The sequence below is a fragment of the Azohydromonas lata genome (assembly GCF_034427735.1).
Classification (GTDB): domain Bacteria; phylum Pseudomonadota; class Gammaproteobacteria; order Burkholderiales; family Burkholderiaceae_C; genus Azohydromonas; species Azohydromonas lata.
On sequence record NZ_JAXOJX010000077.1, the window covers coordinates 1 to 15,088 of the forward strand.

General features: G+C 72.4%; 13 protein-coding genes. 9 read left to right on the forward strand and 4 right to left on the reverse strand.

Going from position 1 to position 15,088, the window contains the following annotated elements; all coding sequences use genetic code 11:
- From SM757_RS29110 to SM757_RS29125, 4 genes are all read left to right on the forward strand, one after another.
- On the forward strand, window positions 1–785 hold a 785-nt coding region (locus SM757_RS29110; RefSeq protein ID WP_322468041.1), incomplete at its 5' end, for an efflux RND transporter periplasmic adaptor subunit.
- A 116-nt stretch (window positions 786–901) separates the two neighbouring features.
- Window positions 902–1,957: a 6-phosphofructokinase gene (locus tag SM757_RS29115; RefSeq protein WP_066336845.1), complete on the forward strand. Its 1,056-nt coding sequence runs from the start codon at window positions 902–904 to the stop codon at window positions 1,955–1,957.
- Window positions 1,958–2,140: 183 nt separating this feature from the next.
- Entirely contained in the window at window positions 2,141–2,956 is an 816-nt protein-coding gene (locus SM757_RS29120; protein ID WP_066336848.1) for an ABC transporter substrate-binding protein, read from the forward strand.
- 37 nt (window positions 2,957–2,993) lie between these two features.
- A complete protein-coding gene (locus SM757_RS29125) occupies window positions 2,994–5,630 on the forward strand; it encodes a diguanylate cyclase (protein ID WP_322468042.1) in 2,637 nt (878 codons plus the stop codon).
- A 68-nt stretch (window positions 5,631–5,698) separates the two neighbouring features.
- On the opposite strand, the gene SM757_RS29130 is transcribed toward SM757_RS29125, so the two are convergent.
- Entirely contained in the window at window positions 5,699–6,754 is a 1,056-nt protein-coding gene (locus SM757_RS29130) for a hypothetical protein (RefSeq protein WP_322468043.1), read from the reverse strand.
- Window positions 6,755–7,265: 511 nt separating this feature from the next.
- Window positions 7,266–8,183, reverse strand: coding sequence for an SDR family NAD(P)-dependent oxidoreductase (locus SM757_RS29135; RefSeq protein WP_084267497.1), 918 nt, complete (start codon window positions 8,181–8,183; stop codon window positions 7,266–7,268).
- A 154-nt stretch (window positions 8,184–8,337) separates the two neighbouring features.
- Here SM757_RS29135 and SM757_RS29140 point away from each other — a divergent pair, with 154 nt between their 5' ends.
- Window positions 8,338–8,622: a helix-turn-helix domain-containing protein gene (locus SM757_RS29140; RefSeq protein ID WP_084267498.1), complete on the forward strand. Its 285-nt coding sequence runs from the start codon at window positions 8,338–8,340 to the stop codon at window positions 8,620–8,622.
- A 66-nt stretch (window positions 8,623–8,688) separates the two neighbouring features.
- Here the strand turns inward: SM757_RS29140 and SM757_RS29145 are convergent, their stop codons facing one another.
- Window positions 8,689–9,924 carry a zinc-binding metallopeptidase family protein gene (locus tag SM757_RS29145; RefSeq protein WP_322468044.1) on the reverse strand — a complete coding sequence of 412 codons (1,236 nt, stop codon included), beginning with the start codon at window positions 9,922–9,924 and terminating at the stop codon, window positions 8,689–8,691.
- A 138-nt stretch (window positions 9,925–10,062) separates the two neighbouring features.
- Window positions 10,063–10,539 (reverse strand): nucleoside deaminase, encoded by a 477-nt coding sequence (locus SM757_RS29150; RefSeq protein ID WP_322468045.1) that lies wholly within the window; start codon window positions 10,537–10,539, stop codon window positions 10,063–10,065.
- 199 nt (window positions 10,540–10,738) lie between these two features.
- On the opposite strand from SM757_RS29150, the gene SM757_RS29155 reads away from it, so the two are divergent.
- From SM757_RS29155 to SM757_RS29170, 4 genes are all read left to right on the forward strand, one after another.
- Window positions 10,739–11,428: a response regulator transcription factor gene (locus tag SM757_RS29155; RefSeq protein ID WP_322468046.1), complete on the forward strand. Its 690-nt coding sequence runs from the start codon at window positions 10,739–10,741 to the stop codon at window positions 11,426–11,428.
- 8 nt (window positions 11,429–11,436) lie between these two features.
- Window positions 11,437–12,843 (forward strand): sensor histidine kinase, encoded by a 1,407-nt coding sequence (locus tag SM757_RS29160; protein WP_322468047.1) that lies wholly within the window; start codon window positions 11,437–11,439, stop codon window positions 12,841–12,843.
- Between the two features lie 165 nt (window positions 12,844–13,008).
- Window positions 13,009–13,572, forward strand: coding sequence for a cytochrome b (locus SM757_RS29165; RefSeq protein WP_322468048.1), 564 nt, complete (start codon window positions 13,009–13,011; stop codon window positions 13,570–13,572).
- A gap of 163 nt (window positions 13,573–13,735) precedes the next feature.
- Window positions 13,736–15,076 carry a cytochrome c1 protein gene (locus tag SM757_RS29170; protein ID WP_322468049.1) on the forward strand — a complete coding sequence of 447 codons (1,341 nt, stop codon included), beginning with the start codon at window positions 13,736–13,738 and terminating at the stop codon, window positions 15,074–15,076.
- The last annotated feature ends 12 nt before the right edge of the window (window positions 15,077–15,088 follow it).

Sequence of the window (15,088 nt, forward strand, 5' to 3'; positions counted from 1 at the left end):
TCGTCCGCCAGGGCTTCGTCTCGCTGTCCAGGTTCGACAACGGCCGGCTGGCGCTGCAGGCGGCGCACCAGGACGTGCAGGCCGCGCGGCTGGACAGCGAGGTGGCCGCGCACGACGTGGAGCAGGCCCGCGCGGCGCTGTCGGCGGTGCAGCGGGGGCCGGCGGCGGGCGGGCGCACCTTCGTCCTGCGCGCGCCGGTGGCCGGCCGCGTGCTGCGCGTGGCGCAGGCGAGCGAGGCCACGGTGGCCGCAGGAGCGCCGCTGCTGGAGCTGGGCGACACCGCGCGCATGGAAGTCGTGGCCGAGCTGCTGACCACCGACGCGCTGCAGGCCGCCCCGGGCAGCCGCGTGCTGCTGGAGCGCTGGGGCGGCCCCGGGGTGCTCCAGGGCCGCGTGCGGCTGGTGGAGCCCGCGGCCTTCACCAAGGTCTCGGCCCTGGGCGTGGAGGAGCAGCGCGTGCGCGTGCTCATGGACATCGAGAGCGACCCCGCGGCCTGGCGCGCCCTGGGCGACGGCTACCGCGTGGGCGTGCGCATCGTCACGCAATCGGTGGCCTCGGCGCTGCAGGTGCCCGTGGGCGCCGTGTTTCCGGTGGAGGACGAAGGCGTCATGGCCGTGTACCGGGTCGACGGCGGCCGCGCCCGGCTGCAGCCCGTGGACGTGGCCGCGCGCAACGGCAGCCGCGCCTGGATACGCAGCGGCCTGCAACCCGGCCAGGACGTGGTGCTCTATCCCGCCGCCGCCGTGCGCGACGGCGTGCGCGTGCAGCGGCGCCGGACGTCCTGACGTGCGTTGCCGGCGCCGACGCGGCCCGGCGCTGCTGCCCTTGGCCTGGCCCGCACCGCAGCGGGTGCGCAATGTGCCGGCACACTTGCGGGCTTTGACTTCGAGGGAGCGAGCGCATGCGAGTAGGCGTTTTGACCGGGGGCGGCGACGGGCCGGGGCTCAACGCGGTGATCCGCGCCGTCACCAAGTCGCTCATCCGCCACTGTTCGGCGCAGGTGGTGGGCATAGAGGACGGCTTTGCCGGGCTGCAGGAGGGCCGCGTGCGCCAGCTCGACTGGCGCGCCGTCAGCGGCCTCATCCATCTCGGCGGCACCGTGCTGGGCACCAGCAACCGCCGCAACCCGCTCATGGAGGGCGAAGCGGGCGCGCAGCGCGTGCTCGAAAGCGCGCAGGCCCTGGGGCTGGACGCCGTGGTGGCCATCGGCGGCGACGGCACCATGGCCATCGCGCAGGCGCTGGCCGCGCGCGGCCTGGCCGTGGTGGGTGTGCCCAAGACCATAGACAACGACATCGTGGGCTGCGAGCGCAGCTTCGGCTTCGACACGGCGGTGGCCGTGGCCACCGAGGCGCTGGAGCGCTTGCAGACCACGGGGCAGGCGCATGGGCGGGTGATGATCCTGGAGACCATGGGCCGCGACGCGGGCTGGATCGCGCTGGAGGCCGGCATCGCCGGCGCGGCCGACGTGATCCTGCTGCCGGAGATCGCGTATGACGTGCAGGCCGTGGCCGCCGTGTGCCGCGAGCGCGAGTCGCGCCAGCGCTTCACCGTGATCTGCGTGGCCGAAGGCGCCCACGCGCGCGATGCCGGCGTGGTGGTGCAGGAAGTGCTGCCGGGCCGCGACGAGCCCGTGCGCCTGGGCGGCGTGGCCCATGTGCTGGCCGCGCAATTGCAGCCGCTGCTGGACAGCGAAGTGCGCGCCACCGTGCTGGGGCACGTGCAGCGCGGCGGCGCGCCCACGGCCTTCGACCGCGTGCTGGCCACGCGCTACGGCAACGAGGTGGCCAACCTGGTGTGGCGCGGCGAGTTCGGCCGCATGGTCACGCTGCAAGGCGGCGAGCTCACCAGCGTGGCGCTGCAGGCGGTGGCCGCGGGGCGGCGCTGCATCCCGGCCGAGCACCCGCTGCTGCGCTGCGCCCGCGAGATCGGCGTGAGCCTGGGCGAGCCGGCGTAGCCGGCCGAGGCGTCCGGCGCGTGCGCGGTGGGCGCCGGGCCGGGTGGGCGGCGCCGGCCGCGCGCTACTGCGGAAAAGCGGCAAAACATTGCGCAACTGCAAAAAATCCACCGGCCGGCGCCGGGGAAATGCGGTGGCGGCCCGCCACACTGGCGCCCGCTCACGTTTGCCACCGCGCTCCGGATGTCTGTTTCCCGTTTCCGCTTGCCGCGCCGCCTGCTGGTGGCCGCCGCGGCGCTGGCCCTGTCCAGCGCCACCCTGGCCGCCGAGCCGCCTTCCCGCCTGGAGCGATTGCGCCAGGCCGGCCAGGTGCGCGTGTGCGTCTGGCCTGACTACTACGGCATCTCCTACCGCCATCCGGTCACGCGCCAGCTCGTGGGCCTGGACGTGGACCTGGCCCAGGAGCTGGGCAAGGACTTGGGGCTGGCCGTGCAGTTCGTGGACAGCAGCTTCGCGCGGCTCGTGGAGGACCTGCTCGCCGACCGCTGCGACGTGGCCATGTTCGCCATCGGCGTGACGCCGCTGCGCCAGGAAAAGCTGCGCTTCACGGCGCCGCACCTGGCCAGCGACATCTACGCCATCACCACGCGCAGCAACCGCCGCATCCGCACCTGGGACGACATCGACCGCCCCGGCGTGGTCGTGGCCGTGGCGCGCGGCACGCTGCACGAGCCGGTGATGCGCGAGAAGCTGCGCCAGGCGCAACTGGCGGTGCTGGACACGCCGCACGCGCGCGAGCAGGAGGTGGAGTCCGGGCGCGCCGACGTGTTCATGACCGACTTCCCCTACAGCCGCCGCATGCTCGACAGCGCCGACTGGGCGCGGCTGGTGGCCCCCACCAGCACCTACCACGTCACGCCCTACGCCTGGGCCGTGGCGCCCGGGGACGAGCGCTGGCTGCAGGCGCTGGACGGCTTCGTGGCCCGCATCAAGCGCGACGGGCGGCTGCTGGCCGCGGCGCGCCGCCACGGGCTGGACCCCATCGTCATCACGCAGTGAGCCGCATGGGACCGCTTCGCCGCCCGTGCACGGCGCCATGCCGCCGGAGGCCGGCGTGCGCGTGACCTGGAGCCGCCGGGCCGACTGGAGCACCGTGGCCGCGGTGGCGCTGACCGTGGCGCTGGCCCTGGGCGGGCTGCTCTACCACGGGCAGCGCCTGGCCGACGAGCAGGTCCAGGCGCAGCGGCGGCTGGCGGTGGCCGAGACGCGGCACAACGCCCATCTCTTTGGCCAGACGCTGTCGGCCGTGGAGCTGTCGCTGCGCGGGCTGCTGCAGGCCGCGGCGCAGGACGCCAGCGACGAGGCGCGCGCGCAGCGCCTGCGCGAGGTGCTGCACAACGCCCCGCACCTGCGCTCGCTGTCGCTGCTGGACCGCCAGGGCCTGGTGGTGCTGAGCTCCAACCCGGCCAACCTGGGCGTGAAGGTGGACCTGCGCGGCTTCCTGCCCGATGCCGATGGCGGCGAGCCGCTGCTGCGCGTGGGCAGGGCGCACGTTGGGCGCGACCTGGTCGACGGCGTGCTCGCCGGCGGCGACGCGGCGGTGGACCTGGGCTTCGTGCCCGTGCTGATGGGCGGCGGCGCGGCCGGCCCGGGCGTGGTGGCCACGCTCAACGTGGACTTCTTTCTCAACCGCCTCATGGCGCGCGAGTCCGACACCGCCTGGGCCGTGGACCTGCTGCGCTGGGACGGCGCGCTGCTGCTGAGCACGCGCGACGCCGACCCGGCGGCCTGGCGCCGGGCCAACCAGGCGCTGGTGCGGCGCTGGCAGGACGGCGCCGACATCGGCACGCTGCTGCAGCCCATGGGCGAGCAGGGGACGTGGATCACCGCCTACCGCAGCGACCACGCGCGCCCCTTTGCCGTGGTGGCGCGCGTGGACGAGGCCGCGGCGCTGGCCGGCGCGCGCGCCGAGGTGCGCCGCCAGGCCTGGATCGTCACGCCGCTCATCGGGCTGGCGGCGCTGGCGCTGCTGGGGGGCTACGGCATGTTTCGCCGCGCCACGCTGCGGCGCATGCGCGTGCAGGCCGAGCAGGTGGAGCAGCAGGCGCGGCTGCTGGACGCGCTGCCGGCAGCCGTGCTGCTGTTCGCGCCCAACGGGCGCGCGCTGCAGATCAACCAGGCCTGGCGCGACATGGCGCGCGACGCCGCGCTGCCCGCGGCGCTGCTGGCCGGCCCGCACTACGAGGCGCTGGGCGCGCTCTACCAGGGCGACGACCCCGACGCGCCCACGCTGGGCCAGGGCATCGCCGCCGTGCTCGCGGGGCAGGCCGACGACTACCAGGGCAGCTTCCACGGCAGCGCCTCGGCCGGGCCGCGCTGGTATCGCGTGCTGGTGCGGCCGCTGCAGCGCGACGGCCGGCGCTGCGCGCTGCTGCTGCAGATGGACGTCACGGCCCAGCGCCGCAGCGCCGAGGCGCTGCGCCTGAACAGCCGCGTCTTTGCCATCAACGCCGAGGCCATCGTCATCACCGACGCGCACAACCGCATCGTCTCGGTCAACCCGGCCTTCAGCCGCATCACCGGCTATGGCGCCGACGAGGTGCTGGGCCGCACGCCCTCGCTGCTGGCCTCGGGGCAGCACGACACGCCCTTCTACCGCGCGATGTGGACGCAACTGCTGGAGCAGGGCAGTTGGGCCGGCGAGATCATCAACCGGCGCAAGTCCGGCGAGTGCTACACGCAGTGGCTGACCATCCACGTGGACCGCGACGCCGAAGGGCGGCCGCTGCACTTCGTGGGCTTGTTCCAGGACATCACCGAGCGCAAGCGCGCCGAGTCGCAGTTGCGGCTGTTGGGCGCTGCGCTGGATGCGGCCGACAACGCGGTGATGATCACCGACAGCCGTGCCGTCATCGAATGGGCCAACCCGGCCTTCAGCCGCCTGAGCGGCTACAGCCTGCAGGAGCTGGTTGGGCGGCGCCCGCAGGACCTGCTGAGCTCCGGCGACCAGCGCCCGGAAATCTACGCGCTCATGTGGCGCACCATCCTGGCCGGCGAGGTCTGGCGTGGCGAGATGAGCAACTGCCGCCCCGACGGCACGCCCTACCACGTCTCGCAGACCATCACGCCGCTGGCCGACGAGCACGGCAGCGTGCGCCACTTCATTGCCGTGCTGGAGGACATCAGCGAGCGCAAGGCGCGGGAGCTGGAGCTCAGGCGCCTGGCCACCACCGACGCCCTCACCGGCGTGCTCAACCGCCGCGCCTTCCTGGAGGCGCTGGAAGAGGAGCTGGTGCGCTACCAGCGCCACCGCCGCGTGGGTGCCGTGCTGATGCTGGACCTGGACCACTTCAAGCTCATCAACGACCGCCACGGCCATGCCGCGGGCGACGTCGTGCTGGCGCAGGTGTGCGCGGTCGCGCGCGAGCGGCTGCGCCGCACCGATCGCATGGGCCGGCTGGGGGGCGAGGAGTTCGCGGTGCTGTTGCCCGACACCACGCGGGAAGGGGCGGCCGTGCTGGCGGAGACGCTGCGCCACGCGGTGGCGGGGCAGGACGTGTCCACCGCGGCGGGGCCGCTGAACGTGACCGTGAGCATCGGCGTGGCCGCCTTCGGCCCAACCGAGCGCGAGACCACGCCGCTGCTGGGCCGCGCCGACCGCGCCCTCTACCAGGCCAAGGACGAGGGCCGCAACCGCGTGGTGGTGGCGCAGGACGCGGCGGCCACGGCCTGAAGCGGGCCGGACCGAGCCTGCGGCCCGTCACGGCGCCGCAGGCTCTGGCCGTGGCGCGGTTGCAGCACTCAGGGCAGCAGCTTGAGCGTGACGGTGTAATCGACGTTTTGCACGCCACCCCCGGCGGGGCTGTAGGTGTAGTGCATCACGGCCCGATAGGTGCCCGCGGGCAGGCACACGTCGTTGTAGCAGCGGTCGGCGCTGAGATTGATGCCGTATTGCTGGCTGGGCTGGGTCCCGGTGCTGGATTCAGAAGGCTGGTCGTAGCGGAGCCAAGCGTCACGACGAGGGTCGTTCTGCGCCGCGGCCGGCCACTCGTAGCTCACGCCGACGAAGCGGAAACGGTCGCTGTCCCCACCGGGGAAGAGGGCGTCGGCGCTGATGGTCTCGGACGTGCCGGGGCCGCTGGATGGCATCTCGAACGTGACCTCAGGGCGCTGGAACGCCCATGCCCTCCCATGGACAGCGCCCGTGGCCTGCACCATGTGCAGGCTGCGCCTGAGCGTCGCGCCGCGCGCGGTCGTGGCCGTGACGGTGACGAATTCGTCCATGCTGGTATCGGGCAAGGCCAGTGTGTTTGCGGAAATGCCGATGCGCGGGGTGGCGCCCGTGGTGTCGCGCGTCACCTTGAATACCCTGAAATCCGCGTTGTAAGTCGGGGATATATCCCAGGATGCGACGTCGTCCGGCAATTGGACCGATACCCCGGCGGGTGTTGGCATGGTTCCGAAATCAGCGGCCAGCGTAATTTCCTCGGTGCCCAGAGAAAGTCCCTTGAGAACCCGGATTTCATAGGGGATGCGGCTGTTGACGACTGTCAGCGGCGAATTGCACTGCGGGTCCAGGCAGGCATGAATGGTGATGTTGCCGCTGTAAGTGCGGGCGCCGTCAGGTGCGTCGAGGCCAACGAGCTGCACGCTGCCTGACGTGCCGCTGGTGTCGATGGACACGAGGGGCTGCGGCTGGAACAGGCCCGCGTCAGGGATTTCAGCGATCAGGTACAGGGTTTTGCCCTGCAGCGCTTCGGGATGGCTGGTGGCCTTGATGAAGAACGACACGCCGTCCACCATTTCGCCCTCGTAGGCGCTGGAGCGCACGGTGGCAGGCGTTTCCACCGTGAGCACCGTGCTGTTGCTGCCATCGCCACCGCCACCGCAAGCGCCCAGCCCAATGGATAGGCTCAAAGGCAAGGCCAGCAACCACCCACGGCGCATGCCGCGCTGGGCATGGCCCAATATCGATTCATTGTTTTTCATGATCCCCCTCGGATTTTCATAACTGTTTATTTAGTGGCGGAATATCGCGATATTCAACCAGGCCGGACAACTTTCCCGTTGCTCTTGTGTCAGGGTTGCCTTGTTGAAGCTGACGCCCGTATTGAGATTTGCCCGCCCTGCGGGAAATTTCTTATTTCAGAAAATATTTTGAGCAGGCTTGCGAAATTGCACTGCGCTGCGCGTGCATGGGGGACAAAACAGGAAAGAAACAATAGTTTACATCTAAATGTGGCCCATGGTCGCTTGGCCTGGGCGGGGCAGAAGGCCAGGGACAGTGGCCAGGGCGGTGCAAGGCCGAAAGGCGGCATTACGCTGGGCCGCGGCCCTGTCGCCCGGTGCGCGCGGCCCGCTCAGCCGCTCACACCGTCACCTGTCCGCGCCGTGCCGAGGGGCCGCGCAGCAGCCACCAGGCGCTCAGCAGCGCCAGCCCGCCCAACGCGCCGGCCACGGCCTTGGCGGACTTTTGTGCCGGCGTCTGCGCCGTGCCCGGCGCGGCCTGCTTCGCATGGGCGCGGGCCAGCGCCGTGTCCGGCACCACGTGCGAGGCGGCCACCTGCAGCTTGTTCTTCAGCCCCGTGACCACGGCCGGCTTGCCCGCGAGCATGGCCTCGAAACCCTGGCGGGCGACCATGGCCGCGTCGTCCTTCTTCATGGTGCCCACCCGGGTGTCCATCAGGTCGGCGCGTTCGAAGAACTTCGTCTCGGTCGGCCCGGGCATGAGGCAGGTGACGCTCACGCCGCTGTCCTTGAGCTCCTCGCGCAGCGCGTAGGCGAAGGAGTCCAGGAAGGCCTTGCTGCCGTTGTAGACGGCCTGGTAGGTGCCGGGCATGTAGCCGGCAATGGAGCCGGTGATGAGGATGCGGCCGCTGCGGCGCTCGCGCATCTGGCGCCCGGCCTTGTGCAGCAGCGCCAGCGTGCCGGTGAGGTTGGTGTCCAGGACATGGCGCTCGGCGCCGAAGTCCTGGTCCAGGAAGCCGCGGCCCAGGCCGCGCCCGGCGTTGGCCAGCAGCGCGTCCACCACGCGGCCGCCGGCGGCGTCCCAGAGCTGCTCCACGCCCCGGGGCGTTGCCAGGTCGGCCTGCACGGCCTGCACCTGCGTGCCCAGGGCGCGCAGCTGCTGGGCGGCGTCGTGGATGGCCGCCTCGTCGGCGGCGATGAGCAGGTCCCAGCCGCGCTGCGCGCAACAGCGCGCCAGCTCCAGCCCTATGCCGGAGGACGCGCCGGTGACGATGGCAAACGGGCGGGACGAGGGGACGGCGTCGGGGAAGTCGTTCATCGGGGGGCTCCTGGAAGGCGCTCAATGCGGCGGCACCCCGTTCGGCAAGCGCCGCGCCCGGTATTTCGACACACCCTGTGCAGCTTCCCAGGGGCCCGGCAGTGCCCACTTGCGCCGCGGCAATGGAACAATCCGTTACAAGGAGGTAACGGCATTGAACCAGAACGACATCCATCCGGCCGTTTCGGAAGAAGACAAGAGCGAAGCCGTGGTGCGGTCCTCGGTGGCGCTGGGCGCGCTGGCGCGCGCGCAGCGCAAGCGGCTGTCGCTGCGCCAGCTCGACATCGCCGACCGCGGCCGCACGGGCAACCGCTTCATCGTGGAGCTGGAGGGCGGCAAGCCCACGCTGCAGTTGCAGAAGGTGCTGGACGTCATCGACCTGCTGGGCCTGGAGCTGGTGGTGCGTACCAAGAGCGGGCCCAACGGGCCGGCGGTTTGAGCGCCCCGGTGTGACTGCGTGAATCGGCCGGCCCCGGCGCCATGCGCGGGGCCGCCTGCGGCTTGTTCAAGCCACGGGCTCGGCCGGCTCCTCCTCGGCCGTGGAGCTGGGCGCCGCCTTGGGCGCGGCCGGCGGCTCGACCTGCGCTCCCGTGCCGCGGACGATGGCATGGATGAGCTGCAGCTTGGCCACGGCCGGCTTGGGCAGGACGAAGGGGTAGAAGTCCGCCTGTCCCATGCTGCGCGCCATCTCGTTGAGCACGGCGGTCAGCTCGGTCCAGGCGTTGATGAAGCCCAGGAAGGCCTCGGCGTCGGCGTCGTCCGGCCGCCACAGGGCTTCCCTGGTCCAGGGCACGGCCTCGATCTCCACGTCGTCGGCGTCAATGCCGAAGGACAGCGCCGTGTCCACCGTGTCCACCATGTGCAGGTAATGGGCCCAGGTCTCGGCCCAGTCCTCCCACGGGTGGCAACTGGCGTAGGTGCTGACGAAGCGGTCCTTCCAGTCGGCGGGCGGGCCCTCTTCGTAGTTCTTCTTGAGCGCGGCGGCGTAGTCCATGCGGTCGTCGCCGAAGAGCTCGCGCACCGGGTTGATCCACTCGGTGTCCTTGACCAGCCGGTCCCAGTAGTAGTGCCCCACCTCGTGGCGGAAGTGCCCAAGCAGCGTGCGGTAGGGCTCGTGCAGTTGGGCGCGCAGCTTTTCGCGCCGGGCGTCGTCGGCCTCCTCGACGTTGATCGTGATGAGGCCGTCGTCGTGGCCGGTCATCACGGGCGGGCCGCCCTCGGGGGCGCGCAGGAAGTCGAAGGCCAGGCCGCGCTCGGGGTCCTCCACCTTGGACAGCACGGGCAGCCCCAGGCCAATGAGCTGCGACACCAGGCGGCGCTTGGCGACCTCGATGCGGCCCCACCACAGCGCGTTCTCCTCCACGGAGAGGTCGGGGATGGTGTGGTTGAGCCGGCAGGCCTTGCACAGCGGTGCGAACTGCCCGTCCGGCCCCTTTTCCTCGGCCGGCAGCAGCCAATTGCAGGCCGCGGCGGCCTCGAAGTTCCCGCAGCGCCGGTAGGCAGGGGCCAACTCGCCCGCGCCGAACTCGCGCCACAGGTGCTCGCCCAAGGGCTCCAGCGGCAGCACCTGCGAGCGCGCCGGGTCGTAGCCCAGCGCCGTGCCGCAGTTGAGGCACTGGCTGTTGCGAAAGAACACGGGCCGCCCGCACTGGCAGCGGAAGGCCCGCGGCGTGGTGGCCTGTTTGTGCGGCTTCCAGGCGCTGCGCAGCCGCGCGGCCATGGAATCGAAGACGGTGGGCATAGCTTCTCCAGGGTCTGCAAGGGGAGTGTTGTGGGCGCCGGCCAAGTGCGCTGCGGCGCGCGACGCCGCAGCCCTGGGCAGGCGGCGTGCCGTCCCCTGGGGCCCTGCGGGCGGGGCCCGGGTGGCGCGGTGCGCGCGCTACCAGGCGCCCTTGAAAGCCTCGAACGCCTCGTCGGCCAGGCAGGGCCCAAGCACCGTGACGGGCCGCGGCGCGGCCTGCAGCACGTCGCGGCAGGAGAGGGCAATTTCCGCCGGCTTGCCCGCGCGCTGCTGCGCGGCGATGTCCAGCGCGAACACCACGCGGCCGATGCCGCTCCAGAAGACAGCGCCCGCGCACATGGCGCAGGGCTCGCCGGAGGCGTAGAGCGTGGCGCCGGCCAGCAGCTGCCGCGCATGGCGCGGGCCGGCCGCGCGCAGCGCGTTCATCTCGGCGTGGGCGGTGAAGTCGCGCGTTTCGGTGCCGGTGTTGCCGGCCTCGGCCAGCACCGTGCCGTCGGCGGCGGCGATCACCGCGCCAAAGGGCTTGTTGCCGCGCGCCTTCGCCTGCGCCGACAGGCGTATGGCCTGGCGCAGGTGGAGGGCGTCGCGTTCGTCCAAATCGCCGTGCTGGGTCATGCCGTGCTCCTCGGTGGTTCATGCGTGGCGCATGGTGAAGCGGCGGCGCGGCGGCCGTCCAGCGCGGCGCGGGCCTGCCCGCACCGGCATCACGTGGCCTCGGTCGGCCTGTTTCGCGTCTGTGCGCGACAGCCGCCGGCGGCGCGGCGTGGACACTTGCGGCTGGCGCCGTCCGCCGCCGCGGCCGCGCCCAAGGTCCGTGCCCCCAACCGCTCCCACGCCCGCCATGCGCATCCTGCTCATAGAAGACGATGAACTCCTGGCCAGCGGCCTGCAGCAGGCCTTTGCCAAGGCCGGCTACGAGACCGACCACCTGGGCGCGGCCGAGCCGGCGCTGCAGGCGCTGTCGCACCGCCGCCATGACCTGGCCATCGTCGACATCGGCCTGCCCGGCATGGACGGCCTGGAGCTGCTGCGGCGGCTGCGCGGGCGCGGCGACCGCATCCCCGTGCTGGTGCTCACCGCGCGCGACGGGCTGGACGACCGGGTGCGGGGGCTCAACGACGGCGCCGACGACTACCTCATCAAGCCCTTCTTGCTGCCGGAGCTGCTGGCGCGCATGCAGGCGCTGATACGGCGCAGCCTGTCGGCGGCCACCTCGCGCCTGGCGCTTGGGCCGTTGGTGCTGGACGTGGCCACCCGCGAGGCCACGCTGGGCGGCCAGCCGCTGGCCTTCACCGCGCGCGAATGGGACCTCGTCCACCTGCTGGTGCTCAACGCGCCCGCCGTGGTGCCCAAGCGCCGCCTGGCCGACAGCCTGGGCCGCTGGGACCGCGAGATCACCGACAACGCCGTGGAGATCTACGTCTCGCGGCTGCGCGCCAAGCTCCAGGGCACGGGGCTGGAGGTGCGCACCGTGCGCGGCATAGGCTACCGGCTGGACCTGTGAGGCGGCCCATGGACCTGCCCGCCGGCTCCGGCGCAAGCCTGCGCGCGCGGCTGCTGCGCCGCCTGTGGTGGCCGCTGCTGGCGGTGCTGCTGCTCAGTGCCGTGTACGACTACCTGCAGGCCGCGCAGCGCGCGCAGGACAACCAGGACCTGCTACTGGGCCGCATGGCCGCGGCGCTGGCCTCGCGCCTGGACCTGGACGAGGACGACGCCCGCAACGACGACCCCGCGCCGCACCTGCGCCGCACGGTGGAGACCATGCAGGCCGGCGAGGGCGACGACCGGCTGCTGTTCGCGGTGCAGGGCGCCGAGGGCCGGCTGTTGGGCGGAGACGCGGCGGTGCTGGCGCTGGCCCGCCCCGGGGCGGCCGCGCCCAGCTTTGACGACGCCGCCATCGGCGGCCATGCCGTGCGCGTGGCCACCTGGCCCCACCAGGCCGCCGACGGCCGGGTGCTGGTCGTGATCGCCGAAACCGTGGTGCGCCGCCAGGCCCAGGTGCGCGGCGTGCTGCTGGACACGCTGTGGCCCAACCTGCTGCTCATGGCGCTGGCCATGCTGCTGGTGCACGGCGGCGTGCGCGGCGCCATGGCGCCGCTGGAGGCGCTCAGCCGCGAGGTCGGCGCCTGCGCCGCCGAGGACCTGCGCCCGCTTGCGCACGCCGGCCTGCCGCGCGAGCTCGCGCCGCTGGTGCTGGCGCTCAACGGGTTGATGGCGCACTTGCGCCGCTCGGCCGCGTCGCAGCAGGCCTTCCTCTCCAACGCCGCGCACCAGTTGCGCACGCCGCTGGCCGGCGTGCAGACGCAGATCGAGCTGGCCCTGCAGGACGCCCAGCCCGCGCAGCGCGAGCGGCTGGGCGCCGTCAGCGCCGCGCTTGGGCGCATGGCACGCACCACGCACCAGATGCTGGCGCTGGCGCGCGCGGGCTCCGACGCGGTGCAGGTGCAGGACTTCACCCCGCTGGACCTGCGCGAGCTGCTGGAGGCCGCGGCCTCCGAGTGGCTGGACGCGGCGCTGGCGGCCCAAGTGGACCTGGGCTTCGACGCCGAGCCCGCCACCGTCTGCGGCTCGGCCTGGATGCTGCACGAGCTGCTCAACAACCTCATCCACAACGCGCTGCGCCACAGCCCGCCCAACACGGCCGTGACGGTGCGCTGCGGCCAGGGCCGCGACGGCCTGTGCCGCCTCAGCGTGGAGGATGCCGGCCCCGGCATCCCGAGCGCGCAGCGCGCCCGCGTGTTCGACCGCTTCTACCGCCCAACCAACGCCAAGCCCGGCGGCGCGGGCCTGGGGCTGGCCATCGTCCGCGAGGTGGCCTGGCGCCACGGCGGCGAGGTGAGCCTGGAGACGGCGCCGGGCGGCCAGGGCCTGCTGGTGTGCGTGACGCTGCCGGCGGTGCCTGCGCAGTCGCCGCGCTGAAGCGCTCACCCCGGCGCAAGCCTTCAGCGACTGTCAGGCATTTGAAGGGCGCGCGCCTTTACGGTGCGAAGCATCGCAGGACGTCGCCGCCGCGGCGGCGCCTGCCCAACCCTTGCCTGCCGCATGCCCGCCTGCGCCGCGGCGGGCGCCACCGTTGCCATGCCCTTGACGCCTTCGACCGCCACGGCGCCGCCGCGCCATCCCCGCCTGCTCATCGCCGTGCACTGGCTCACCGCCGCGCTGCTGCTGGCCGTGTTCGCCCTGGTGCTGGCGCGCGAGCTGTTCGATGAGAAGGCGCTGCGCGACGCGCTGCTGCAGTTGCATCGGCAACTGGCCCTGGCCGTTGGGCTGCTGACGGCACTGCGGCTGCTTGGGCGCACGCGCTGGACGCTGCGGGCCGCCGAGCCCGCCTCATCGCCGTGGGCCGCGCTGCTGGCGCAGGCGGTGCACGCGCTGCTGTATGCGCTGCTGCTGGTGCTGCCCCTGCTGGGCTGGGCGCTGACCAATGCACGCGGCCACGCGGTGAGCCTGCCCGCGCTGGGCACGCTGCCGGCGCTGGTGGCGCGCGACCCGGACCTGGCCGACACGCTGGAGGACTGGCACGGCAACGCCGCCTGGCTGCTGGCCGCCGCGGTGGCGCTGCATGCGGGCGCCGCGCTGTGGCACCACTGGGTGCGGCGCGACGGCGTGCTGGCTGCCATGTGGCCGGGGCTGCGTTCGCGCGGCTGAGCCCGGCACCCGCATCCGGCAGATGCCGTTGCAGTTGCAACGTTAGGGGCGCCCGCGGCGCACGCATGCGCCTGCTCGCACGGACGCACGGACGCACGGACGCACCGATGCAAGGACGCACACACGAATACACGTTTGGACGGAGAGAGAGAGGAGAAGTGGAATGAAGCGCTTGTCGTCATGGAAAAGGGCCTGCCTGGCGCTGGCCGTGGGCGTGGCCGGTGCGTTGGGCGCCACGTCCAGCCAGGCCGTGCCCAGCTTTGCGCGCCAGACCGGGCAGGACTGCGCGGCCTGCCACGTCGGCGGCTACGGGCCGCAGCTCACGCCGGCGGGCATACGCTTCAAGATCGGCGGCTACGTCGACAGCGACGGCCAGGCCGGCAAGGTGCCGCTCTCAGGCATGCTCGTGGGCTCCTACACCCGCACCCGCAAGGCGCAGGACGAGCCGCCGGCCGACGGCTACAAGACCAACAACAACGCCGCGCTGGACGAGGCCTCGCTCTTCATCGCCGGGCGCCTGGCCGAGCAGATAGGCGCCTTCGTGCAGGTCACCTACGACGGCATTGAAAAATCCACCGCGCTGGACCACATGGACCTGCGTTTCGCGCACGCGACCAGCCTGCAGGGCAAGGACCTGGTGCTGGGCCTGTCGGTCAACAACAACCCCACGGTGCAGGACCCGTTCAACACCTCGCCGGTGTGGAGCTTCCCCTTCACCGCCTCGGCTCTGGGCTACAGCGGCGCGCCCGCGGCCACGCTGGTCAATGGCGGGCTGGAGCACCGCGTGCTCGGTGCCTCGGCCTACGGCTTCTACGACAACCGCTGGTATGCGGAGCTGGGCACCTACCGCACGCTGTCGCGCACCTTGCAGGTCCGCACCGGTCAGGGCGCCGAGGACGATCCCGGCCGCTTGGGCAGCGGCACGGCCTACTGGCGCCTGGCGTACTTCAGGGACAGCGCCTTCCACGCCGGCCTCTTCGGCATGAACGCCGCGCTGCGCCCGGACCGCGCCGCGGGATCGCCGTCCAACCGCTTCACCGACGTCGGCATGGACGGCCAGTACCAGTGGCTGGGCACGCGTGAGCACATCGTCACGCTGCAGGGCAGCCACATCCGCGAGCGCCAGCGCCGCAATGCCTGGCTGGACGGCGGCGAGGCCGACAACCCCACGGGCCACCTGCGCGAGACCAAGCTCAACGTCTCCTACCACTTCCGCCAGACCTGGGGCGTGACGGCAGGCCTCTTCCGCACCACGGGCGACGCCGACGCCACGCTCTACGGCGGCGCCGGCGGCAGTCCCGACACCCGCGGGCGCATCGTGCAACTGGACTGGACGCCCTGGGGCAAGGAAGACTCCTGGGCCGCGCCCTGGGCCAACCTGCGCCTGGGCCTGCAGTACACGGCCTACAGCCGCTACAACGGCGCGTCCTCCAACTACGACGGCAGCGGCCGCAACGCGTCGGACAACAACACCTGGTTCCTGTTCGCATGGACGGCCTTTTGAGCACCGGGGCCA

Coding starts and splice junctions, on each gene's coding strand:
- SM757_RS29115 (WP_066336845.1), top strand. CDS start 902: ATGCGAGTAGGCGTTTTGACCGGGGGCGGCGACGGGCCGGGGCTCAAC.
- SM757_RS29120 (WP_066336848.1), top strand. CDS start 2,141: ATGTCTGTTTCCCGTTTCCGCTTGCCGCGCCGCCTGCTGGTGGCCGCC.
- SM757_RS29125 (WP_322468042.1), top strand. CDS start 2,994: ATGCCGCCGGAGGCCGGCGTGCGCGTGACCTGGAGCCGCCGGGCCGAC.
- SM757_RS29135 (WP_084267497.1), bottom strand. CDS start 8,183: ATGAACGACTTCCCCGACGCCGTCCCCTCGTCCCGCCCGTTTGCCATC.
- SM757_RS29145 (WP_322468044.1), bottom strand. CDS start 9,924: ATGCCCACCGTCTTCGATTCCATGGCCGCGCGGCTGCGCAGCGCCTGG.
- SM757_RS29150 (WP_322468045.1), bottom strand. CDS start 10,539: ATGACCCAGCACGGCGATTTGGACGAACGCGACGCCCTCCACCTGCGC.
- SM757_RS29160 (WP_322468047.1), top strand. CDS start 11,437: ATGGACCTGCCCGCCGGCTCCGGCGCAAGCCTGCGCGCGCGGCTGCTG.
- SM757_RS29170 (WP_322468049.1), top strand. CDS start 13,736: ATGAAGCGCTTGTCGTCATGGAAAAGGGCCTGCCTGGCGCTGGCCGTG.